A 20,906-nucleotide genomic window follows, 5' to 3' on the forward strand; every position below is an offset into this window, starting at 1 on the left:
CGATGGCATGCAGCACCCCTGGACGTCCGCGAGAACCGACAAACAGCCCCGCGATGGCGACGAGGCGAGCCTTCGCAAGAGGTTGCGCCACCCCGCTCCCCACCACGCCCGAAGCGCCGGGCATGGTGGGGAGACCGTGGATCAGGCCGGCGTATGGCCGAGATCCGCCAGGATATGATCCGCCGCCTGGAAGGCGAGCGCGGCGATGGTCAGGGTCGGGTTGCCCGTGGCCACGGTCGGGAACACGCCGCTGCCGACCATGTAGAGGTTGGCGTGGTCCCACGACTGTTGCCGCGCGTTGAGCACCGAGGTGGTCCTGTCGTCGCCCATGCGATACGTGCCAACGATGTGGCCCGCGCCGTAGAACGTGAACGGGTTTCCCTTGTACTGGAAGTTCGTCGGGGTGACCTCGTCCGGCGTACCGTAAAGCACCGGTGCCGCGGGCGTGGTGGTGTATTCGGTCGCGCCGATGGCATCGAAGATCGCCGTGGACACCGCCTTGGCCGACACGAACGCCTCGCGCTCGTAATCGCTGCGAATGCGATAGGTGACCTCGGGCCGGGGGAGGCCGAGGTGGTCGGTCGCGGTCGACGACAACTGCACCCGGTTGTCGGGGTCGGGCAGTTGTTCGATGAGATAGCCCAGGCGGATCTGGCGGATGTAAACGCCGTTGAGGGTCTCCACGAGTTGCTCGCCGAAGAGTTGGCTGTTCGCCGGCAGTGTGGGGTTGAAGCGCAGCGGTTGGCCGCGCGCGTTCACCGAATCGCCGTTGAGCTGGCTCGCGTTCTGGCCAAAGACGAAGTCGGCGAGGGTGGTGTAGGGATCGTTGGCTGCCCACTGCCAGCCCTCGTTACCCACTTCGATGCGATAGGCCGAGCGTTGGCTGCGGAACGCGCCGTCCCGCAGCGATTCGTAGCCCGACGTGGAGAGGGGCCCGCGGAAGGCATACACGGGGTCCTTCGCCAGGGCCCAGGCCAGGTACATGACGTGGTCCATGAGGTGACGCCCGACCGTGTCGCTGGAGTTCGCCACGCCGTTGGGGAAGTTCGCGTTCTTGTTTGACATCAGCAGCAGGCGCGGGGTTTCGATCGCGTGCGCCGCGAGCAGGTAGATCGTGCCGGTGGCCGTGCCGGTGCCGGTGGCGGGGCCCAGGTGATCGTCGTAGGTGATGTAGTCGATGCCGGCGATGTCGTTCGTGGCGCCATCGACGCGGATGTTGCTCGCCACGGTCTGATAGCGGATGTCGACGTTGCCGGTCTGCAGGGCGTTGGCCAGGGTGACCGTCGCGTCGTATTTGGCCTGGATCGGGCAGATGGGGATGCAATTGGTGTTGCCGGCGCATTGCCGGCGGTCGCCGGGAAGCGAGTTGCGCCCTTGCGGCGTGGGCGAAGGGTAGAGCGGGTTGCCGTCCACGGTCATGTTCGCCACGCTCGCGAAGAGGTTGTCGACCAGCGAGGCGACGATCGGCGGCATCGGGTAGTCGTAGGCGGGCCCATAGGTGCCCGACGGTTCGACGTCGAACTGCGTGTAGATACGGTCCATGGCCGTCTTGTCGCCGGCTACGCCGATCTCGTCGGTGGCCTTCTCGTAATAGGGCACCAGCGCCTGGTAGAACGCCGGGCCTCCCGGCCAGTCCACACCCTGGCCATAGCGCGACTTCAGCTCGAAGTCGTGCGGGAAATGTCTCAGGCTCGTGCCAAGCCAGTGCCACGTGGTGCCACCGCCGATTCGCTCGTAGGAGCTGGCGAAGGCAAACAGGACGTCCGGGCTGTCGCCGGACAGGCCAGGGGCCTGTGGCGGATAGGTGAAGTAGCACTGCTCGGGTTTGCGCCACGAATTGATCTGCAACACGGTGTAGCGCGGCACGTTTTCGAGCGACGGATCGGGCAGGCCGAGCGGGTTGCCCGGCGTGGAGGCACCCGGGTCCTGCACGGTGGGCGGATAGGGCGACTCCGGTGTTTTGGCGTTCGACTTGAAGAACGTGTTCATGTAGCCGCTGCGGTCCACGGGCACGGCTTGGCCGGCCTCGAGGATGAGCACCTTCTTGCCCTGCCGACCGAGTTCGTACGCGACGATGGAGCCGGAGATGCCCGAGCCCACGATCACTACGTCGTATGTCTGCGCGCTCATGCGTTGCCTCCCGGCTGGCCGGTGTAGTCGTTCAACGGGACGGGCGGCTTCGCCCAGTAGCCGTAGCGATAGTTGGAGTCGCCCATCGGGTGCGATTGCATGACCTGCCACACGAGGCTCGCGGTATAGGCCTTCGCCGAGATGATGTCGCTCACCGTGCTGGCCGGTGCCGTCGCCGTGGCGGGCACGAGGGTCGGCCATGCACCGGCGTACCACATGAAAATCAGCTTGCGGCACGCGAGCACGAAGCTGTCACCGTTGGCCGGATCGAGCATGGCCGCGCCACGTTGCTGCGGCGTCATGCTGTCCGGGAGATTCGCGAACGTCTGCAGGATCCGGTCCGGCAGGGTCGGGTCGCCGCTCTCCTGCGCGATCTTCGCGGTGAAGACGGGCAGGTACTCCGATTTGATGTCGACCGGATCCAGAGGTGGCGCCAGCACGTCCGCGCTGAAGCCGGTCAGCACGGCGCTGAGGCCGATGAAGGTATCCATAGCGTTGCTCATGGCTGTCTCCGTGATGGCTACTGAGCGCGTTGAAGCAGGTAGGTGAAATCCGAGAACGTCCCGGTCGTGGTCGTGGCGTTGTTGTGGCAGGCCATGCAACTGCTCGATGTTTGTTTGACGTGCCCCTGGATGTACGACTCCAGCGTGGTGTTGGCGAGAAACGAGGGCGCGGGCACGCCGGTGGGATCGACCTTGTTCTGGGCATCGGTCGGCCACTGTGTGCTCACCAGCTCATAGTTGAGCCAGACCGAATCGGGATTCACCGCCGCCAGCGCCTGGTGGTAGGCATCGTTCAAGCGCTGCGCGTCGGCGGTGATCGGGATCACGCGCTCGATCTGCGTCGGCTTGGTGTAGGGCGTGCCCGGGTTCCAGGGGCGCGGCGGCGGCTCGTTGACCTTGCAGTCCTTGCAGTTCGGATCGAAGAAGTTGTAGCCGGGTAACCCGGGCTTCTGTCCGGCGGTAGGCGCGTTGGCCACGTGCTCGAAGGTGGACCACACCCATTGGGGTTCTTTGGCGGTCTTGTGCGCGATGTGGAAACCCACCAGGCCGACCTGGGTCAGCACGCACGACGCCTTGACGCCTGGCTCTTCCGCGGGGTTGTCGTAGACCAGCGCGTAGGTCGTGTAGAACGTCGCCGGATTGAACTTGCCGCCCATCTTGACCCATGAGGTCTTGATCATGATCGAGCCGACGTCCTTCGTGTTCGTATTGCTGGAAGGGAAGTCCGCATCGCCGTTGAATGCGTTCTGCCCGGCCTTCGAATAGAGCTTGTTCGTGTCGATGTAATCGAACATCTGCTCGTTCGTGAGGATGGCGAAGCGGGCGTACTGGCCGTTCTGGTCGATGAGGGGGCCGGTCTTGAAGGGCTCGCCGCTTTCGTCCAGCACGTTGGGCGTCTTGCCGACCTGGGTCAGGTGCATCGTTCCCGGCGGAAGATGGCTGGCGTCGATGTTCTTGCAGACCGGCGGCAACGGGCTCGGTTTCCCCCAGGGCGCGGGCGCCGCGCCGCCCGGCAGGAAGATGTCGCGGCTTTCGCGGTAGCTTTCCCATACCACCGGGCTGTTGGTCATCTGGCCGATGGTGACGCCCGTATTCGGCGTGCCATCAGGATTGGCCGGCCAGTTCAGCGCGACGAACGACTGCCACGAGAAGACATCGAAGTCGTGCTGGAGGGAATCGAGGGTAAAGGGTTTCGTCGCCGACACTTCGAGCGGGAGGGTCGGCGACAGGGTGGGCGGCGGTGGCGTGGCGCGTGGTTTTTCCGCCGCCTGGAGTACCTGCGCAAGCAGGAAAAGCGACCCACCCGCGATAAGCGGGTACAGCGCATATCGGCGCATGCCGGGCGTAAAGACGTATCTGGCTTTCATCGCGATCGACCTTGTCCGTGTTGGGATCGGCAAGCAACGAACGCCCGCACCGGGCGGGCGTCACCCGTCACAGCCGGACGGTCGCTCGCGCACGACGAGGTCGCCTGCCACGACGACGGTGGCAACGGCCTGTACTTGCGATACGCCCATCCCCTGTAACGACGCGCGAGACATCGCGCGTTATGGGAGTCGAAGGCAGCGGATGTTAAAGGACGGTAAAACGAAGCGGCCTGCGTCGCTGTAGTCGCGCAACCGCAGTGAAAAATGCGATGGCGCACGCGGGGTTGATTCATCCCGACACACGGCATGCGGTAAAGGTCCGCGAACGTGTTTTGCCAAATTTCCCCAGGGCGTGCCGCGCCTTCGCTACCTGCTTTGCCGCAAAGGCTTTTCGCCGTACGAAAGCGTGCATGGCCCACGGATCATGCCGCGTAGCATCGGGCTCGAAAGAGGGCAAAAGTCACCGCGCCGCGCTCTTTCACCGACGTGAAGGCCGGCTGTTCAAGCTCGCCGCGTCGAGGCCGAAACAGTTGGATGACCGGCGCTTCGCCGGCGAGTGAGAAACCCCATGTTAGGCAAGGTCATCTGGTTCCACGACGAACTGCGCATGGCGCTCATCGAGCGCCCGGGCGCGTTCACCGTCGGCTCTGTCGAGAGCGGGGCGTTGACCCTCGGCGGCCAGGTCGAGGGCGATTTCCACCTCGAAGGGCTGGTGCGTGTGGTCGATCTTTGCACCCGCGATACCGTGGATTTCCTGGTGGAGGCCGACTCGGTGACGGAAGAAGAGGCGAACGAGTTGCTGGGGTTTCTCAGGACCTGAATCTGTTCGCAGGATATTGCGAGCGAGCCATGTGACCTAAATGCGAAATATGTAGCCAATCAAACGGCGAGTCCGATGGTGATGTTACCGGGTTCAACCCAGCCTCGTCGACTTGACGCGGGTGGCTTGCAGCCATGAGCGCTATGGGGACGCTGTTCGTTGTAGAACTGCCGCCAACGCTCGATCAATACGCGTGCTTCTGACCTGCCCCCACTGAGCCGTACCAAATGGAGCTGTAAAGTCCGTCAACCACGAGGACGGATATGAAGAAGAGTCGTTTCACCACCGAGCAGATCATTGGCTTCATCAAGCAGGCCGACGCGGGAATGCCGGTCGCTAAGCTAGCCCGGCAACATAGGTTCCGCCACGCCAGCTTCTACGTCTGGCGGGCCAAGTCCGGTGGGGCAGGTCAATGCCGCGCTGCACACTTGAGCAATTATCAGACAACTGTAATAGCCAATTGAAAGTCGTTTCCGAGCGGCTGTCCATGTGAAAACGAATCGCCATTGAAAGTGTAGCCTGCATCGCTTGAGGTTAACGCCGCCGCCTCAAGGCTGAAATATCCAGATAACACGTCACACGTCGCAACCGCCTGCAACGTTTCATGTTCACCGACGCCGACCAGGACATTACCCCTTCCGGCCGCACGAACCAAAAATCCAGAAATCTTCTTACCTGAATCTGCCGGAAAAATATCCGGTTCTTCAGTGCTGCTGGTGTCACGGGGAGATTGCTGTTCGTTTACGACGAGTGAAAGCCGGTCTCCGCGTCTTAGCGACCTAGTCACCCATACTGCCTGTTTACCAGCAGAGTCGCGCCCTCCGGCCGAAAGTGAAGCCACCTCAGATCCATGTCCAGCCACGACACTCACAACCATAAAGAGTGCGCCATTTGTCCAAACCGTCGGTTCCGAGTTAATCGCTACGCCAAGATTCATTTAGAGGCCCCTGGAATTTCACGCATACATCCCTCATCGGAAGCGCAGAGGGTCGCGCACAAGGAAAAGGGACACCTGAAACATCGGGCATGAGGAATTGTGTCTGCGTGCTTCTCGGTTGTATTCAATCTCGCCGGCCCGGACAGCGACGATGTCGGCACGCAACTGGGATCTCACGAGCTCCAGGTCAGCGACGCGTCGTGCGTCAGGGTGATCGCGAGATGCCTCTTGCTGGATGCCCGATGCGATCTTGCCTCGGCACGCGTAAGGATTTCGCACGCGCTCGACCTCTCGACATCATCAGTGGCATAGCTCATCGGCTTCTCTCCTGGCACGTGATATCGGTAGCGTATGATCCGGAACTCGATAGCAAACGCTTATGGTGCCAACTCCATAACGCCTGCGCATGGTTAATTGCTCGAAAGCTGCACCTACTTACCCGGTGCCTTAGCTCGATGCGTATTGTAATCACGAATAAGCGACAAGCCTCCAGTCGGAAAAAGCAGGTCGGAAACGGAATTAGTCTCGCTGCCTTGCAAGCTTGCCTGTTCCTTCAAAATGTCGCTTGAGCCTTTAAGGTGAGCCCGGACTTCTTCAATCTTTTTTGAGTCAAGCTGGGCAACGAGCTGATCGTACTCAAGTGCCTGCGATTGATCATGCTTTTGATTAACATACAGCCCAATTTGAAGAGCCTTACTAAATCCCGCCCAGTATGAAATCCACCCAATCAAAAAAGCCATGGCAAGAAGAAGAGAGGCTTTAATCGCGAGTTTGAACGTAGCTTTCATCCTATTCCCCTGCATGATCGGCAACACAAGCGGGCTCCCTAAATCGCCATTCTTCGATGCATGCGGTGCGATCGAGGACGCCCGGGCATTTCTTAGTGCATTTTGTGATCTTTTCGAGCATTGCTGCGTGACAGCCCATTACAGGATTACCTGGAATAGGAATGGGCTTAAGAGGGTCGTTAGGCATCGGCAGAGGACACTTGGGGCCCTTGGTCGGATCGATCTCTCCAGTAGGTTCACTCTTCTTACTGGAAGGCCACCAATCCCCAACGTCAGGACAGAGACCAGTCGGATCAGAGTACATCGTGGGCCTGCTACCAACATAAGCGTACGTATTAAGACCTCCATCCAGTCCGATGGGGTCGCTTTGCAGGTAACGTCCCGCGGCCGGTTCATAGTCGCGGTTGACGTTGTAGTTCAGCCCGCTTTCCGCGTCGAAGTACTGGCCGGGATAGCGCAGGTTAAGCACGTAACCGCTGGTCGATACAGGTGCTTTCTCTCCAAACGGGTTGCCCGCGTACGACCACTGCCAGATTACAGCACCGTTCGCATTGGTGACAACACGGGGAGACCCGAGTCCGTCTGCATGAACGAACGCAGTCGTTGAAGCGTTGCCCGCGTGGTCGACAATACCGACCGGGATCCCATCCATCCACACATAATCGCGCGTGGTCGCCCCGTTACTTTCACCGAGCAACTGACTGGCCTCATCGTAGTCGAATCGCGTGGTGACGCTGCCAGCCACCTTCTGTACGCGCTGCCCGAGGGCATTGAGCACATAGCTGCCGACCGTCGTGCCGTTGTTCTGAACCACGGTCAACCGGTTGCGTGGGTTGTAGCCAAAGCCGTAAGTGCCAGAGGCCAGCACGTTCGCCGTCGTGTTGCCGCGCGCATCCACCTGGCGAGTTGTCGTGCCCACACCCGTCAACTGGTGCGTCCCGGTCTTGTACGTGTAGGTACCGGTCAACATGCCGGGGGCGACCTTTGACAGCCTGTCGCCGGTGGCGTTGTACGTGTAGGCTTCCACGGCGTTGCCGTCGCCGGCATTGACGCCAGTCAGGCGGTAGAGCGCGTCATAGCCATACGTCTCCAACGCGGTCGGCACGCCAGGGGCATCGCCGATGGCCGTGATGTTCCCCATGACGTCTCGCTTCACATGCAGCGAGAAGGCGGTGCTGTCGATGTCGGTCAAGGCGCCCGTGGCATCAAATGTCCGGGTCACGGTTTGCCCGTCGCCCAACTGGTACGACGACAGCGGCCCGAAAGGCATGTACACCGCATTGCTCACGACGGTGGTGGTCACGCCACCCTGGGTGGCCGTAACCGTCGTGATGTTGCCCAGCGCGTCGCGGGTATACCGGATGGTGGTGCCATTTGGCGTGACCGTTGCGCTCAGGCGGTTGCCCAGCGTCCAGGTGTACGCCGTGGTCGTGGTTTTCGTTCCGACCGTCTGGCGTTTGGCGACCACGTTGCCGCGGCCGTCGTAGCAGAACACCAGGCCACCATTGTTTTCGACGATGCGGGTCAGGTGACCCTTGCCGTGGCTGCCCGTGCAGCCGGTGACGGAGTCGGCCTCGTCGTATTTGTATTGGACGTTGGCTGTGGTATCGGCGTAGCGGGTGGCCGAGAGCCGGTTGTCCGCGTCGTAGGTCGACGTGCTGGCGACCTGCATCGCATCGGTGGACGTGGCGACGTTCCCTGCGGTGTCGAAGGTGCGAGCGGTCGTACCGGTGTCCGGGCTGTGTAGCCCGGTGACGTTGCCGAGCCCGTCGATGTCGTAGGTGGTGTTCAGGCCATCCGGATCGCTGAAGCCGGTAACCCGGTCAAGGGCGTCGTAGCTGGTGACCGACTGGGCATTGGCCGTGGCCGTGTCGCTGCCCTGGTAGTTACGAATCGTGCTGATAAGGCGGTTGAGGCCGTCGAAGACCTGTTTCTGCTGGATGCCGAGGCCGTCCTGACTCTGAACGAGGTTACCGTTGGCGTCGTAGCTGTCCGACGACGCGGCAGAGAACGTCGTGCGACCGAGGCCGTCGGTCACGGCGGTGAGTTGGCCCAGCGGGTTGTACGTGCGGCTACTGGCGCGGACCACCGCACCACTGGACGAGAGCACCTGTTCGCCGGTGCGGTTGCCCGCCGCATCGAGGGTGTAGTGCACGTGCGCGCCGTTCCCGTCGGTGATGTCGGTCAGGCGGTGGGCGGCATCGTAGGTGTAGGTAGTGGTGACGCCGTCCGGATCGACGAGCTGGTGCAGCGTACCGTCGGGATTATAGGCCAGCGCGGTCGTGGCATCCGCCGTGGACGCCGAGCCATCGACGTTGGCGCGCAGGGTGCGGGACGCCAGCCAGCCACGCGGGGTGTAGGCGAGATCGGTGAGCGTTCCGTTCGGCGCTTTGATGCGAGTGGGACGGCCGGCTTTGTCGTAGGTGACGTAGGTCGTCGTCAGGCCTGCGCCCGAGGTGACGGATTGCAGGTCGCCCAAGTGGTGGCACGGGCCACCGGCCGCGCCGCAGCCGGATTCGTCGGTGGTCAGGTAGTAGGTGTAACGGGTGATGTCCTTGACATCGGTGCGCGGGCCGTCGGATGACAGCAGCAATCCCGGGAGGGGGCACGCGGTGGTGTCGACGGCGGTGCAATAGGTGTTGACTGTACGACGCACACCGGCCGGCGGCGTGCCGGACGCCGTGCAGGTGTAGGTCGACGCCACCGAAGATGCGATGACACACATCGCCGTGACCTGCCCGGTGGCGTTGTAGGCCCAGCCTTGCTTGGCGACGAGCGTCCCATGAGCGTCCAGGACCGTCCGTACCAGCGGCACCCGCAGGCTTGTATTCCAGGTGGTGTTGGTCGTGCGTTGTTCGCCGGCGCCCTTGGCTTCCATGACCTGGGTCAGGAGACCGTTGGTGTCGTAGGTGCGGTTCGAAACGTGGCCGAGAAAGTCCGTGAAGGTGGAGGGGTAGCCATTCGCGTCGTAGGTGCGCGAGGCGTAGTTCTGGCCGCACTCGCCGCAGGGCTTGTCGAGGGTGCTAACTCGCACAAGCTGCTGAATGGTTTGATACGTTTGATGAGATGTGCCGCCTAGTGGGTAGGTCACATCGGATGAGCCATCGGGGTTGTAGGTTACAGACGTTTTATCGATACCGCCGTTGAGGCTGGTCCAAAGCGCACGATGGCTACTGTCGTAAGCTGTGCTCTCCAGGCGAGTACCATTCTCGTCGATGAGCCCGGTCATGGCATACATGTAGTACGTCGGATCTGTACCGCTATTGAGATCCGACTCGTTGTAGACGTAATGGCGGCTCTTGCCATCGGGATACGTAACGGAGGTCAACCGTCCAGCGGAATCGTAGCTGTAAGCCACGATTCCTCCATCAGGCAGGATCACTTGGCTTACCTTGGCGCCATACTCGTAGGTAAACGACAACTTCCGTCCATCGGGTGCCGTCACCGTAAGAAGCAGGTTGGGTTGTGGCGCGACGCTACGAGGGGTTGTGCTGTCGCTATAGAGCAACGCTGCCGTCTGTCCGGTTGCATCACGGATCGATAAAAGCCTCCCATCTGCGGAATAGGCTTCGGTGTGGTGCAGGGACGCGATCCATAGGGAATATGCCGTGGCCGTGCCTTGGCTGTCGGAGGTCTGGGTCAGGACGTCGGGACTATCGGCGCTTGCTGTCCAGACGCCCGGAGATGTCATGCGAAACGATTCCCGAGATCCGTTCGGGCGAGTTGCCGTGATAGAGGAACTCCCGTCTAAGTATGAGCCAAGCGAGAGCGTGCGGTTAAAGGAGTGGCTCCAGCGCTTTCCTATTGTGCTCGAAGCGGCCGAAATATCGCTGTTGTAAAAGCGCCGGAAGCGTAACCATGCGTCGCTTCCGTAGTCCTCTTCTTCGACAAACTTGTTTCCCGTCGACGTATTGACGGGGTCTCCCGCCATCGGCGCTCCTGAGTCGGGTGCTACAGCCGTCCCGTGGCAGCCATTGCCTTCGCCACCATCGCAACCTCCGCCAGCCCCCAGGTTCTTGCCGCCCGGATCGTCCAATGTGCCGAAGCAGCCACCACCTAGGTCACGATCAACACCATAGTTGTTGGCGCTAGGTATATCCGCGTGGCCCACATCGGTGTAGCAGCCCAAGTAGTCCGGTGGGCCTTCACCTCTGCTAGGGGTCGTTTCGACACATCGCTGCGTATATACCCAGCCAGCAGGCGCGTTCTGCACGTACCAGGCCATGACGGCCTCGCACTCAGCTAACGCCTGCGACCGGGTCTTGGGTAGGTAAGCTTCAGCGGGCTCAGAGAAAAAAGCACAAAGCAAGAAAGCCATGCCTAGAATGGCAGTAAAAACAGACTTCACGATGGTCCTACCAATGTGGCGACGGGACCGAAGCCCCCCTGGGGGCGCATGCTAGGTAAGCGGAAAACTCTTGTCTGTAGGCGAAGTCCTACATATACGAAGAATTCTGCCCCCTTCGCTCTATTTTGTGGCAACGAGAGCGTAGGAGCATCGTGCTGCTACCACCGGATTGAAATTCTTCGCTAGCTGGTGGTGCCGGGCGTGTTTGTGGCTGTTGACTGCCAGCCGCACGACCAAGCCCATTGATGGCACTCCAGAAAAGAGCTGATTGATATCCGCGCCCAGTGCGGTGTACTTAGAGCGCTTTGCGTCCGGCAGTATGAAGCGGCCGACATGCGCGAGCGCGTCATACTCCTCGGCGATGGACGACAAGACGGATCGAGTGCGAGAGAGCCCCCCGGTGTTTGTTCGAAACCACTCGTCGATGAGATGCCGGGATGTATTCGTGTTATCCGGTGGCGTCGGGTTTTCGGCTCGTGGTGGTTACGACTTTTTTCGCGGCGGTGCCGCACCGAGAGTTCGCGGACACGGTCCGCTCCCACCCGGGGGTGAGGTTGAGTAAAGGAAAGGGCCGGGCATGCAAGAGCGCATCGCCCGGCCGTCATCACCTCACTTCGCCGGCACGCCCATTTCCTTGAGCAGGTTGTCGGCATGGTCGAGGTGGTGCATCACCCAGAGCATGTAGCGTACGTCGACCTGGATCGAGCGGTTGAGCGCGGGGTTGAACAGCCAGTCGCCGCTGACCGATTCCCAGTTGCCGTCGAAGGCGAGGCCCACGAGACGGCCCTGGGCGTCGAGCGCGGGTGAGCCGGAGTTGCCGCCGGTGATGTCGAGGTCGGCGAGGAAGTCGACGGGCAGGGTGCCTTGCTTCTTTGAGGCATAGCCGTCGAAGGCGCCGGCGCGGATCGCGTCGGTTTCCGCCTTGGGGGCGTTGAACGGCTCGACGCCGGTGTCCTTCTCGAGGATGCCCTTGACCGTGGTGAACGGTGCGTACGACACGCCGTCGCGCGGCGCCACGCCCTGCACGTTGCCGAAGGTGACGCGCAGCGAGCTGTTCGCATCGGGGTAGACAGGGAGGCCCTGGGCTTCCTTCCACGCGATGATCGCCTGCATGTAACGCGGGCGCAGCTTCGCCAGTTCGCCGTCGCGGGCGTCTTCGGCGTCCTCGATGCGCTTCATGTCCGGTAGCATCGCGTTGGCGAGCTTCAGCGCGCTGTCGTCGCTCGCGGCGATCGCCTTGGCGTCGGCCTTGAACCACTTCAGGCGTTCGGCGGTGTTGCCGAGCCGGCTACCCGTGTAGAGGGATGCGGCCTTGGCCTGGATCGCCGGGCGGTTGGACGCGCCACCGAGCCAGCGGTCGAGCGACGGGATCCGCTGGTCGGCGGGCAGGGTGACGTAGCGGACCAGCGCGTTGGTCAGCAGGTCCTGGTCGGTCTTCGGGTCGTAGCGGCGCTCCATCTGTTTGAGCGCACCTTCGATACGCGGTTCGTCGCGTTGCTGATACCCGGCGTCGCGCTCCATGTCGGGCTTGGTGCGCTCCTGGGCGAGGCGGGCCAGGCGCATGGCGCTGGAAAACAGCTGCGTGCGCGAGATCAGCGACAGGTCGAGGTCGCGGTCACGGGTGGCCTCGGCGGCCTTGAGCTTGCCCTTGAGCGCGGCGATGTCCTGCCGGAGTGCTTCGTTGGTCGCGCCGCCCTGGTGGGCCAGCCAGGCATCCAGGTCGGCTTCCTGCTTCTGCTTCACCGCCACGGCGTCGGCGCGGCGCAGGCCTTCGAGCTGGCCTCCGAAGTTCTTGAGGTAGTTGTTGAGCCCGGCGACGTAGCTGGCGTACTTCACGGTGACGTCGGGATCGCGCTTGCCGTTGGTGGCGATCGTGTCGAGCTGCTGCTGGTAGATCGCGATCTGGGTCGGGTAGGTCCAGTCGATCGCGCTTTGCACTTCCTGCGCCAGGCGATAGCGGTTGGTGCGGCCGGGGTAGCCCACCACCATCACGTAATCGCCGTTTTCGAGGCCCTGCGGGTTGATCTTGATGACGTGCTTGGGGTGGTAGGGCACGTTGTCTTTGGAGTACGGGGCGGACTTGCCGTCCTTGGACACGTAGGCGCGCAGGTAGCTGAAGTCGCCGGTGTGGCGCGGCCACATCCAGTTGTCGACGTCGCCGCCGAACTTGCCGATGGACTCCGGCGGCGCGTAGACCAGGCGCACGTCCTTGATCTCCAGCTGCTTGATCAGCTGGTAGCTGTACCCGCCGTGGAAGGTGTAGACGTCGCAGCGGTAGCCGTCGGTCTCGCAGCCCTTGACCAGTTCCTTCTTGGCCAGCTCGATGGCGTCGTAGCGCTGCTTGCCGCTCATGTCGGGCGTCAGCTTCGCGTCGATGTCTTTCGTGACGTCGCGGATCTCTTCGGTGACGAACACACGCATGTCCGGCGAACCGGGCAATTCGTCCGCGATCGTCTTCGCCAGGAAACCCTGTTCGATGAGGTTCTTTTCTTTCGTGGAGTTGTATTGCAGCGCGCCGTAGCCGCAGTGATGGTTGGTCACCACCAGGCCGTCCGGCGACACGAACGATGCCGTGCAGCCGCCGAGGCTCACGATGGCGCCCATGGGATACGCGGTGAGGTCGGTCAGCGTGGCCGGATCGAGCTTGAGGCCGTGCTGCTTGAGGGCCCCGGCGATCTTCGGCAACTGGGCGGGCTGCCACATGCCTTCGACGGCGTGGGCGGCGGGGACGAGCGCGGCGGCGAGGGCCGCGGCGAGGGCGAGACGGCGCATGACGTGGGCTTCCTTCGTAACGATGTCGTGGCGTGAAACGGGTGAGGCGTGCGACGGGTCAGGGACCCTTGGGCACGAAACGGTTCAGCGGCTGGACGTAAGGGCCGTTCCAGTCCGCGTCGAAGATCCGCCCGAGCGGGCGGGCCAGGGGGCCGTGGATGAACAGCGAGGCATCCACGGCGCTCTCGAAATAACTCCAGCTCCAGTTGCCGGTGCCGACGAAGCCGAGGTCGTCGTCGACGAGCGCGTATTTCGCATGCTCGACCCGCGCGTAGGGGATCGGGCCCGACGCGGCCTGCGGCACGATCGAGTAACGCACCTCGATGCCGGGCACCGCGGCGAGACTTTGCAGATAGGCGAGGTCGTGGCCGCGCAGGGCCCAGTCGGCGACGATGATCTGCACGGTCACGCCGCGGGCGGCGGCGTCGCGCAGCGGCGTATCGATCGCCGTCCAGTAGCCCTTGGGGCCGAAATCCTTGAAGGCCGAGAGGGTCATCACCTGCACGCGGATGCGGTGTTGCGCCTGTTCGAGCAGGCGCGTCAGCGCGGGCGCCTCGCCGGTGAGCCAGGCCGGTTGCATCGCGCGCGGGCTGAACGCGGGAAACACCGTGCTGGGGCCTTCGGCGCCGTCGACCACCAACGGCGCGAATTCGCTCACGGGGGTGAATCCGGGCGGCGGCACGAGCGGCGCGGCGACGCGTGCGTCGGCCGGTTGTTCGGCCAGGTGCCACAGGTGCTGGAATTCAGCTTCGAACGTGGCACCCATGCGTGCATCGCGCATCCGTACGCCCACCTCGTGGATGTGCTGCAACGCGCGCCAGTCCCAGTTCTGGCTACCCACGAACACGTCCTGGCCGTCCACTTCCATGAACTTCACGTGCAGCACGCCGCCGGTCATGTCCTTCACCGGCATCTGTCGGATCGTGATGCCGGGCGCGTCGCGCAGGGCATCGACCGCCGCCTGGCTTTCGTGCATGAAGCTGCTGTCGAGCAGCAGGTTAACCGTGACCCCGCGCTTGCCCTGGTCCTTCAGCGCGTCGACGATCGGTGCGAGCGCGCCACCCGGCGGGTTGGTCAGGTAGAACGCGGCGATGTCGATGTGTGTTTTCGCACCGCGCACCATCGACAACCACGTAGGCGCGGTACGCGCCGTGTCGGTCAGGCCGAAGGTGGTGCCTTCGGGAACGCTCTCTACCCATGCGAAGGTCGTCGGCGCGGTGGTGGGCTTGGCCGCCATCGCGGACGGGGCGAGCAGGATGGCGAGGCTGCCTGCCAGCAGCCGTCGCGTGACGGAAGAGGTGTGTCGCAAGGTTTTGGCCCTATCGGCAAGAAATAACGGCGCTTGCTCAGCATCAACGTTATAACATAACGTTCACGGGTTGCCACGACAGCCTGCCCGATGCCGCCCTTCGCTCATCTTCTCACTCTCACGTCCGTGCAATGCACGGTGACGGCTGATGACACGCGGGGTCGCGTCGCCGGACGCCTCGCGCCATGACCGCATCGCCGTCCTCGCGGGTTCCGGTGTGGGCCCTGGCCGCGAGCGGTGCGCTGGCCCTGGTGCTCGGCGTCGTCGCTTCGGCCCTGGCGCCGCTCGTCGTCCGGCTGGAGGGCCTGGCGTTCCTGCTTGCCGCGACGGGGTTCGTCGGCGAGGCGCTGGTGACGGCGGTGCGCCGCCGCTCCGGTGCGTGGAGCGGTCCCATGCGGGCCATGGTGTATCCGAAACTTCCGGCGCATCCGCTCCTGCGGCAGGCCACGCTTGGCGCCCGCCGCGCCCGCGCGCGTCTGGATGCCATCGACTGGATCGGCGACTGGGCCCCCGGTGCCGTTGCGGCGGTCGGCAACCTGCTCGTGCTGGCGTCGGCGATCGGCTACCTGCGCACGCCCGGCTGGATGGACGTGCCGCCGCCCACCTGGGCGGCCATCGCCTTGCTGACCGCCACCATCCCGCTGGTCTTCGCCCAGCGGCTGGCCGCGGCGCATCCTCCCATCCACGGCGCGGGCATCGAGGTGCTGGTGCGCGTGCCGCTGGTGACGGCGCTGGTGGGTGGCGCCGCGTCGTTGTTCGCGGCGCAGGGCTACCTGTGGGCGAATGCGGCGCTCTACACGATCGGCGCGATCCTGGTGCTCGCGGCGGCCGAATCGCTGCTGCGCGCGATCGCGCAGTGCTTTCTTCCGCTGGGGCCCTTCGCCGGGCGGAAGAATCCAGCGTTGCCGTGGCTGCCTTCGCTGCTGCGGCTGGGCTGGCCTCGTCCCGGCCGGGCGGCGCGATGGCTGCGCGATGCTTACCACATCGACCTGACCCGCAGTTGGGTGCTGGCCTTCATGGCACGCGCCGCCTTACCCGTGCTCCTTTTCGTGGCGGCCCTCGCGTGGCTGTCGACCGCCGTCACGGTGCTTGGCGTGTCCGAACGCGCGGTGATCGAACGGCTGGGTGTGCCCGTCGATGTGGTAGGCCCGGGCATCCACGCGCACTGGCCGTGGCCCGTCGGTCGCGCCCGGCGGGTGGAACGGGGCGTCGTGCACCAGTTGCCCATCGTCTTTTCCGCGCGCCCCGGCGGACGCCTGCTGGCCGAACTGGCGAGTGCGGGGGCCGCCGACGCCGAGGCCGCGATGGGCGCCGAAGCGATCCCGGCGGCCACCGCGGACCGCCTGTGGGACGGCACGCATCCGGGCGAGGCGAGTTATCTCATCGCCAGCCGCTCCGGCGATCGCGACGGGTTTCAGATCGTCAACGTCGACCTGCGGGTGGTGTTCCGCACCGCCGACGACGCCGAGGGCGCGATGGCTTCGGTCTACGGTGCCGACGATCCGGCCTCGCTCATCCGCGCTACCGCGGGACGCCTCCTGGTCAGTCATTTCTCGTCGTCCACGCTCGATCAATTGCTCGGCGAGAACCGGGCGCAGTTCGTCGGCCGCTTCCGCGACGACCTCCAGGCGCGGATCGGCGCGATGCACGCGGGCATCGCGGTGATCGACGTGATCGTCGAAGCGATCCATCCGCCGAGCGCCTCGGCGGCGGCGTATCACAATGTGCAGGCGGCCGGCATCCGCAGCGACGCGATGCGCTTCCAGAGCCTCGCCCGCGCCTATGCCCTGCGCGGTTCGGCGGCCGAGGACGAGGCGCGCACCGTGAACCAGGCCCGTGCGGCGGCCAGCGAAAAACTCGGCGCGGCGCAGGCCACGCTCGCGACGTTCCAGGCGAGCACGGCGAGCCAGCGTGCCGGTCCGGACGTGTTCGTTTTCGAATCCTGGCTCACCCACGTGGGCGCGGCCCTGAACCGCGCGCACCTGACCATCATCGATCACCGCCTCGACGGCGAGAAGGCCACGCTGGACCTTCGCCCCGTGGCCGGCACCGGGGGAACCCCTTGAGCACCATCGATCTGCCGCACGCGGCGCCCGCGCGCTCGCGCGCCCTCCGCTGGACCGTCGCCGCGGTCATCCTCATGCTCGCCGCGCTCTGCGCCTGCCTGGTCATCGTCAGCCCGGGGGAGGGCGTGGTGGTGACGCGCTTCGGCCGGCCCGTGCGGGTGTTGCTCACGCCCGGGGCCTCGCTACGCTGGCCGCTGCCGATCGAAGCCACCGTGCCGGTCGACTTGCGCCTGCGCACCACCTCCAGCGGCCTGCAGGACGTCGGCACGCGTGATGGCCTGCGCGTGCTGGTGCAGGCCTATGTCGTGTGGTCGGTGCCGGCGCGCGCCGACACGGCCGAGCGCTTCCTGCGTTCGGTGCAAAACGATCCGGACGTGGCCGCCTCGCAACTGCGTAGCCTGATGGCCTCGTCGCTGGAGATCACCGCGAGCCGCTTCGACCTCGCGCAACTGGTCAACACCGATCCGGCGAAGGTGCGTATCGACGACTTCGAGGCGCGCCTGCGCGGCCTGCTGGGCGAGCAGGCCCGTCGCGTGTATGGCGTGGACGTCCGGCAGGTGGGTATCGAGCGTCTGACCCTCTCGGCCGAGGCCTTGCAGGCCACCATCGACCGGATGAAGGCCGAACGCGACACGGTCGCGGCGCAGCGGTCGGCCGAAGGGCAGCGCGAAGCGGCGAAGATCGTTTCCGAGGCCGAGCGTGACGCACGCATCACCCTCGCCGGCGCGAAGGCCGAAGCGGCCTCGATCGAGGCCGATGCGCAGACCCGTTCCACCACGATCTACCAGCAGGCCTATCGCACCGATCCGAAGCTCTACACGATGCTGCGCTCGTTCGACACGATGGATGCCGCGGTCGGGCCGGGCACGCGCATCGTGTTGCGCACCGACGCCGCGCCGTTCCGCATGCTCGTCGATGGCCCGTCCGCGGGGCAGGGCCCGAAGAAGCCATGACGTCGCCACGCGCTTCCGTGCTGGCGGACACCCTGACGTGGTCGTTCCGCCTGCTGTTTGCCCTGGTCGCGCTGCTCGCCGGTGCCTGGCTGGTGCGCGGCGTGCAACGCGTGCCGCCAGAGAACCGCGCCGTCGTGCTGCGCTTCGGCCAGGTGGTGCGCACGGTAGGGCCGGGCCTGCTGCTGACCTGGCCGTCGCCGATCGAGTCGGTGGTGCTGCTGCCGTCGCAGGGTCGGCAGGTGCAGTTCGCGCCCGAGGCGCTCGAACGCCAGTCGCCGCTGGACCAGGGCATGCAGAACGCTCCGGGGCAGGCGTCCGCCGTGTCCGACAACGCGCGGGACAACACGTGGTTCTTCCTCACCGGGGACGGCGGGCTCGTGCATCTGCGTACGATGCTCTTCTACCAGATCGACGATCCGGTGGCCTACGTCGTCGCGGGCGACCACATCGAGCCGATGCTCCGGCGTGCCCTGATCACGGCGGCCTTGCACCTGTGCGCGAGCCGCTCGCTCGACGGCATCCTGGTGGCGCGGCCCGAGGCGGCGGGCACGCCGGATCGCGTGGCGCAGCGTGAGCGTTTCGCCCGCGAGCTGGTGCGCGAGGTCAACCGGCGCCTGCGTGACGCGCCGGGTGCGGGTACCGGCATCGAGGTCGCACGCATCGACGTCGTGCCGTCGATCCCGGCCGGCGCCAAGGAATCGTTCGACACCGTGCTCGCCGTGGGGCAGCAGGTCGAGCGATCGCTCGCCGACGCACGTACCACCGCCGAAACCCGCCGCCAGATCGCCGAGCAGGGCCGGCAGGGCGCGCTGGACGATGCGCGGGCGCGTGCCGAAGAGATGGTGCGAACGGCGCAGGCGCGCTCGGCGCTGATCCTGTCCCTCGGCCGCGACCCCTCGCTCGACCGGGCGACGGTCGTCGACCAGGTCTATCGCGAGCGCGTCAAGTCGCTGTTCGACATCGTCGGGCGCGTCGAAACCGTGCCGGTCGACACGCATGCGCGCACCTTCATCTCCGGAGCCACCCCATGAGCGCCACCCCGACGGACGCCGCGGCGTTGCTGCTGACCGGGAGCGAGCGCCGGCGCTGGCGGCTGCGTATCGTGGGCGTGCTGCTGGCGACGGGCCTGCTGCTGTTTTCGTTCGCGCTGGCGGCGGTCGCGCCGGGCCGGACGCTGGAGGTGTCGCTGCTCCAGGCGATGGCGGCGCTGCTCGTGGCGGGGCCGGCGTTCGTCGCCGCGTTGCGCAGCCTGCACCAGCCCGACCTGCACGGCGTGGTCGACCAACTGGTCGCGCTGGCGATCCTCGCGTGCCTGGTCTCGGCGAACTTCGTCACCGCCACCTTGCTGCCGATCATCATGCTCGTGGGGCAGATGCTGGAAGACCGCTCGTTGCTGGGATCGCGCGAGGCGGTGCAGGCGCTGTCCGCGCTCACGGCCAGCACGGCGCGGCTGGTACGCGACGGCGACGTCGTCACCGTGCCCGCGGACCGGCTCGCCGCCGGTGACATGATCGAAGTGCGGCCCGGCGATCGCGTGCCCGCCGATGGCGTGGTGGTGTCGGGTGCGGCGAGCGTCGATACCGCGTCGTTGACCGGCGAGTCGTTGCCGGTCGAGGTCGGGGTCGACGACACCGTGCTGGGCAGCTCGCTCAGCCTTAACGGACGGCTCGTGATCCGCGTGTCGCGCGTGGGCGCGCAATCGGCTCTCGGTCGCGTGGTGGCGCTCATGCAGGAGGCCGAGCGCAGCAAACCGCCGATCACGCGCCTGCTCGAACGCTACGCCGGGCGTTACCTCGCCTTGGTGCTGCTCATCGCGCTCATGCTGTGGTTCACCACGCAAAGCACCGGCGCCGTGCTCGCGCTGCTGGTCGCCGCGTGTCCGTCGGCGATGGTGCTCGCGGCACCGTCCACCGCGCTGGCCGCGGTGAGCGTGGCCGCGCGCCATGGCGTGCTGGTGAAGAGCAGCGTGGTGTTCGAGCGCCTGGCCGAAGCCGATGCGCTCGTGGTCGACAAGACCGGTACCGTCACCACAGGGCGCCTGCGCGTGGTGCGGTTGCAACCGGCCGAGGACGTGGACGTGGACCGGCTCGGTGCCGTCGCCGCGGCCCTGGGCGCGGCCAGCACGCATCCGGTGGGGCGCGCCATCGCGCAACTGCCCGTCCTCGCGGCCACGCTGGACGAGGTGCGCGAGGAGGCGGGCTTCGGCATGCGTGCGGTGGGCGCGGCCGGTCCGGTTTTCCTCGGCCGGGATGCGTTCCTGCGCGAGCAGGGCATCGCGGTAGGGGCGTTGCCCGCGCATGACGGGCCGCTGGCCGCCGTCGCCGAGGGTGGACGTTTCCTCGGTTGGGTGTGCCTTGCCGACGAGGTGCGCGACCGCGTGGCCGCGACGCTGCACGACCTGGCGCAACTCGGGCTGCGGCGGCAGGCGCTGCTCACTGGCGATCGCGAGGCGGAAGCGCGACGCGTGGCGGATCGGATCGGACTGTCGGAAGTGCATGCCGGTGCCTTGCCGCCGGACAAGCTGGCCTTCGTGCAGTCGGTGGCGGCCGATGGCCAGAAACCCCTCGTGGTCGGCGACGGCATCAATGACGCGCTCGCGTTGCGTGCGGGTCTTGTCGGCATGGCCATGGGCGGGCACGGCAGCGATATCGCTCTGGCGTCGGCGGACATCGTGCTGACCGGCGACGACTTCTCGCGCGTCGCCACGGCCGTGCGGCTCGCTCGCCGCACGCGACGCACGTTGCGGGTGAACCTGGGCCTCAGCGCGGCGTGGACGCTGGCGTTGGTGATCGTCGCGGTCAGCGGGGGATGGTCGTCCAATGGCGCCCTGGCGGCCGCGATCCTGCAGAACGTCGGCGCGTTCGTGGTGATCGCGAACTCGGGCCGGCTGATGAAGTTCGACGAGCCCTGATC

At 65.3% G+C, this 20,906-nt stretch carries 13 protein-coding genes and 2 pseudogenes; 6 read left to right on the top strand and 9 right to left on the bottom strand.

Annotated features, from left to right (window positions below; translation table 11 throughout):
* Positions 1-141 precede the first annotated feature (141 nt).
* From PI246_RS04525 to PI246_RS04535, 3 genes are read right to left on the bottom strand one after another with little or no spacing between them, the layout of a single operon-like run.
* A complete protein-coding gene (locus tag PI246_RS04525) occupies positions 142-2,130 on the bottom strand; it encodes a GMC family oxidoreductase (RefSeq protein ID WP_320550087.1) in 1,989 nt (662 codons plus the stop codon).
* Positions 2,127-2,633, bottom strand: coding sequence for a hypothetical protein (locus PI246_RS04530; protein ID WP_320550088.1), 507 nt, complete (start codon positions 2,631-2,633; stop codon positions 2,127-2,129). Before PI246_RS04530 ends, PI246_RS04525 begins: the two co-directional genes overlap by 4 nt.
* 17 nt (positions 2,634-2,650) lie before the next feature.
* Positions 2,651-4,000 carry a hypothetical protein gene (locus tag PI246_RS04535; RefSeq protein ID WP_320550089.1) on the bottom strand — a complete coding sequence of 450 codons (1,350 nt, stop codon included), beginning with the start codon at positions 3,998-4,000 and terminating at the stop codon, positions 2,651-2,653.
* Between the two features lie 568 nt (positions 4,001-4,568).
* Between PI246_RS04535 and PI246_RS04540 the strand changes: the two genes are divergently transcribed.
* Positions 4,569-4,820, top strand: coding sequence for a hypothetical protein (locus PI246_RS04540; RefSeq protein WP_320550090.1), 252 nt, complete (start codon positions 4,569-4,571; stop codon positions 4,818-4,820).
* A 59-nt stretch (positions 4,821-4,879) separates the two neighbouring features.
* Here PI246_RS04540 and PI246_RS04545 read toward each other — a convergent pair.
* Positions 4,880-5,026: pseudogene (locus tag PI246_RS04545) on the bottom strand (integrase core domain-containing protein); the annotation flags it as partial.
* A gap of 57 nt (positions 5,027-5,083) precedes the next feature.
* Here PI246_RS04545 and PI246_RS04550 point away from each other — a divergent pair.
* Positions 5,084-5,263 (top strand): annotated as a pseudogene (locus tag PI246_RS04550) (transposase); the annotation flags it as partial.
* On the opposite strand, the gene PI246_RS04555 reads toward PI246_RS04550, so the two are convergent.
* From PI246_RS04555 to PI246_RS04575, 5 genes are all read right to left on the bottom strand, one after another.
* Positions 5,260-5,757: a hypothetical protein gene (locus PI246_RS04555; RefSeq protein ID WP_320550092.1), complete on the bottom strand. Its 498-nt coding sequence runs from the start codon at positions 5,755-5,757 to the stop codon at positions 5,260-5,262. The pseudogene PI246_RS04550 and the gene PI246_RS04555 sit on opposite strands and share 4 nt — an antisense overlap.
* A 431-nt stretch (positions 5,758-6,188) precedes the next feature.
* Entirely contained in the window at positions 6,189-6,545 is a 357-nt protein-coding gene (locus PI246_RS04560; protein ID WP_320550093.1) for a hypothetical protein, read from the bottom strand.
* A gap of 1 nt (position 6,546) precedes the next feature.
* Complete coding sequence (locus tag PI246_RS04565; RefSeq protein WP_320550094.1) at positions 6,547-10,893, bottom strand: RHS repeat-associated core domain-containing protein; 4,347 nt, start codon at positions 10,891-10,893, stop codon at positions 6,547-6,549.
* 609 nt (positions 10,894-11,502) lie between these two features.
* Entirely contained in the window at positions 11,503-13,665 is a 2,163-nt protein-coding gene (locus PI246_RS04570) for a S46 family peptidase (RefSeq protein WP_320550095.1), read from the bottom strand.
* Positions 13,666-13,723: 58 nt separating this feature from the next.
* Complete coding sequence (locus tag PI246_RS04575; RefSeq protein ID WP_320550096.1) at positions 13,724-14,974, bottom strand: phospholipase D-like domain-containing protein; 1,251 nt, start codon at positions 14,972-14,974, stop codon at positions 13,724-13,726.
* Between the two features lie 185 nt (positions 14,975-15,159).
* Here PI246_RS04575 and PI246_RS04580 point away from each other — a divergent pair, with 185 nt between their 5' ends.
* The 4 genes from PI246_RS04580 to PI246_RS04595 are packed head-to-tail and all read left to right on the top strand — an operon-like array spanning position 15,160 to position 20,904.
* Positions 15,160-17,040, top strand: coding sequence for an SPFH domain-containing protein (locus PI246_RS04580; protein WP_320550097.1), 1,881 nt, complete (start codon positions 15,160-15,162; stop codon positions 17,038-17,040).
* Complete coding sequence (gene hflC / locus PI246_RS04585; protein ID WP_320550098.1) at positions 17,037-17,993, top strand: protease modulator HflC; 957 nt, start codon at positions 17,037-17,039, stop codon at positions 17,991-17,993. The genes PI246_RS04580 and hflC overlap by 4 nt, the downstream gene beginning before the upstream one ends.
* A complete protein-coding gene (locus PI246_RS04590) occupies positions 17,990-19,024 on the top strand; it encodes an SPFH domain-containing protein (protein ID WP_320550099.1) in 1,035 nt (344 codons plus the stop codon). Before hflC ends, PI246_RS04590 begins: the two co-directional genes overlap by 4 nt.
* Positions 19,021-20,904 carry a heavy metal translocating P-type ATPase gene (locus PI246_RS04595; RefSeq protein WP_320550100.1) on the top strand — a complete coding sequence of 628 codons (1,884 nt, stop codon included), beginning with the start codon at positions 19,021-19,023 and terminating at the stop codon, positions 20,902-20,904. The genes PI246_RS04590 and PI246_RS04595 overlap by 4 nt, the downstream gene beginning before the upstream one ends.
* Positions 20,905-20,906 lie beyond the last annotated feature (2 nt).

Source organism: Luteibacter sahnii, from assembly GCF_034063545.1.
GTDB classification, from domain to species: Bacteria; Pseudomonadota; Gammaproteobacteria; order Xanthomonadales; family Rhodanobacteraceae; genus Luteibacter; species Luteibacter sahnii.

Excerpts from the sequence above, each read along its gene's own strand:
- PI246_RS04525 (WP_320550087.1), bottom strand. The coding sequence starts at position 2,130 with ATGAGCGCGCAGACATACGACGTAGTGATCGTGGGCTCGGGCATCTCC.
- PI246_RS04530 (WP_320550088.1), bottom strand. The coding sequence starts at position 2,633 with ATGAGCAACGCTATGGATACCTTCATCGGCCTCAGCGCCGTGCTGACC.
- PI246_RS04535 (WP_320550089.1), bottom strand. The coding sequence starts at position 4,000 with ATGAAAGCCAGATACGTCTTTACGCCCGGCATGCGCCGATATGCGCTG.
- PI246_RS04540 (WP_320550090.1), top strand. The coding sequence starts at position 4,569 with ATGTTAGGCAAGGTCATCTGGTTCCACGACGAACTGCGCATGGCGCTC.
- PI246_RS04555 (WP_320550092.1), bottom strand. The coding sequence starts at position 5,757 with ATGAATCTTGGCGTAGCGATTAACTCGGAACCGACGGTTTGGACAAAT.
- PI246_RS04560 (WP_320550093.1), bottom strand. The coding sequence starts at position 6,545 with ATGAAAGCTACGTTCAAACTCGCGATTAAAGCCTCTCTTCTTCTTGCC.
- PI246_RS04570 (WP_320550095.1), bottom strand. The coding sequence starts at position 13,665 with ATGCGCCGTCTCGCCCTCGCCGCGGCCCTCGCCGCCGCGCTCGTCCCC.
- PI246_RS04580 (WP_320550097.1), top strand. The coding sequence starts at position 15,160 with ATGACCGCATCGCCGTCCTCGCGGGTTCCGGTGTGGGCCCTGGCCGCG.
- PI246_RS04590 (WP_320550099.1), top strand. The coding sequence starts at position 17,990 with ATGACGTCGCCACGCGCTTCCGTGCTGGCGGACACCCTGACGTGGTCG.
- PI246_RS04595 (WP_320550100.1), top strand. The coding sequence starts at position 19,021 with ATGAGCGCCACCCCGACGGACGCCGCGGCGTTGCTGCTGACCGGGAGC.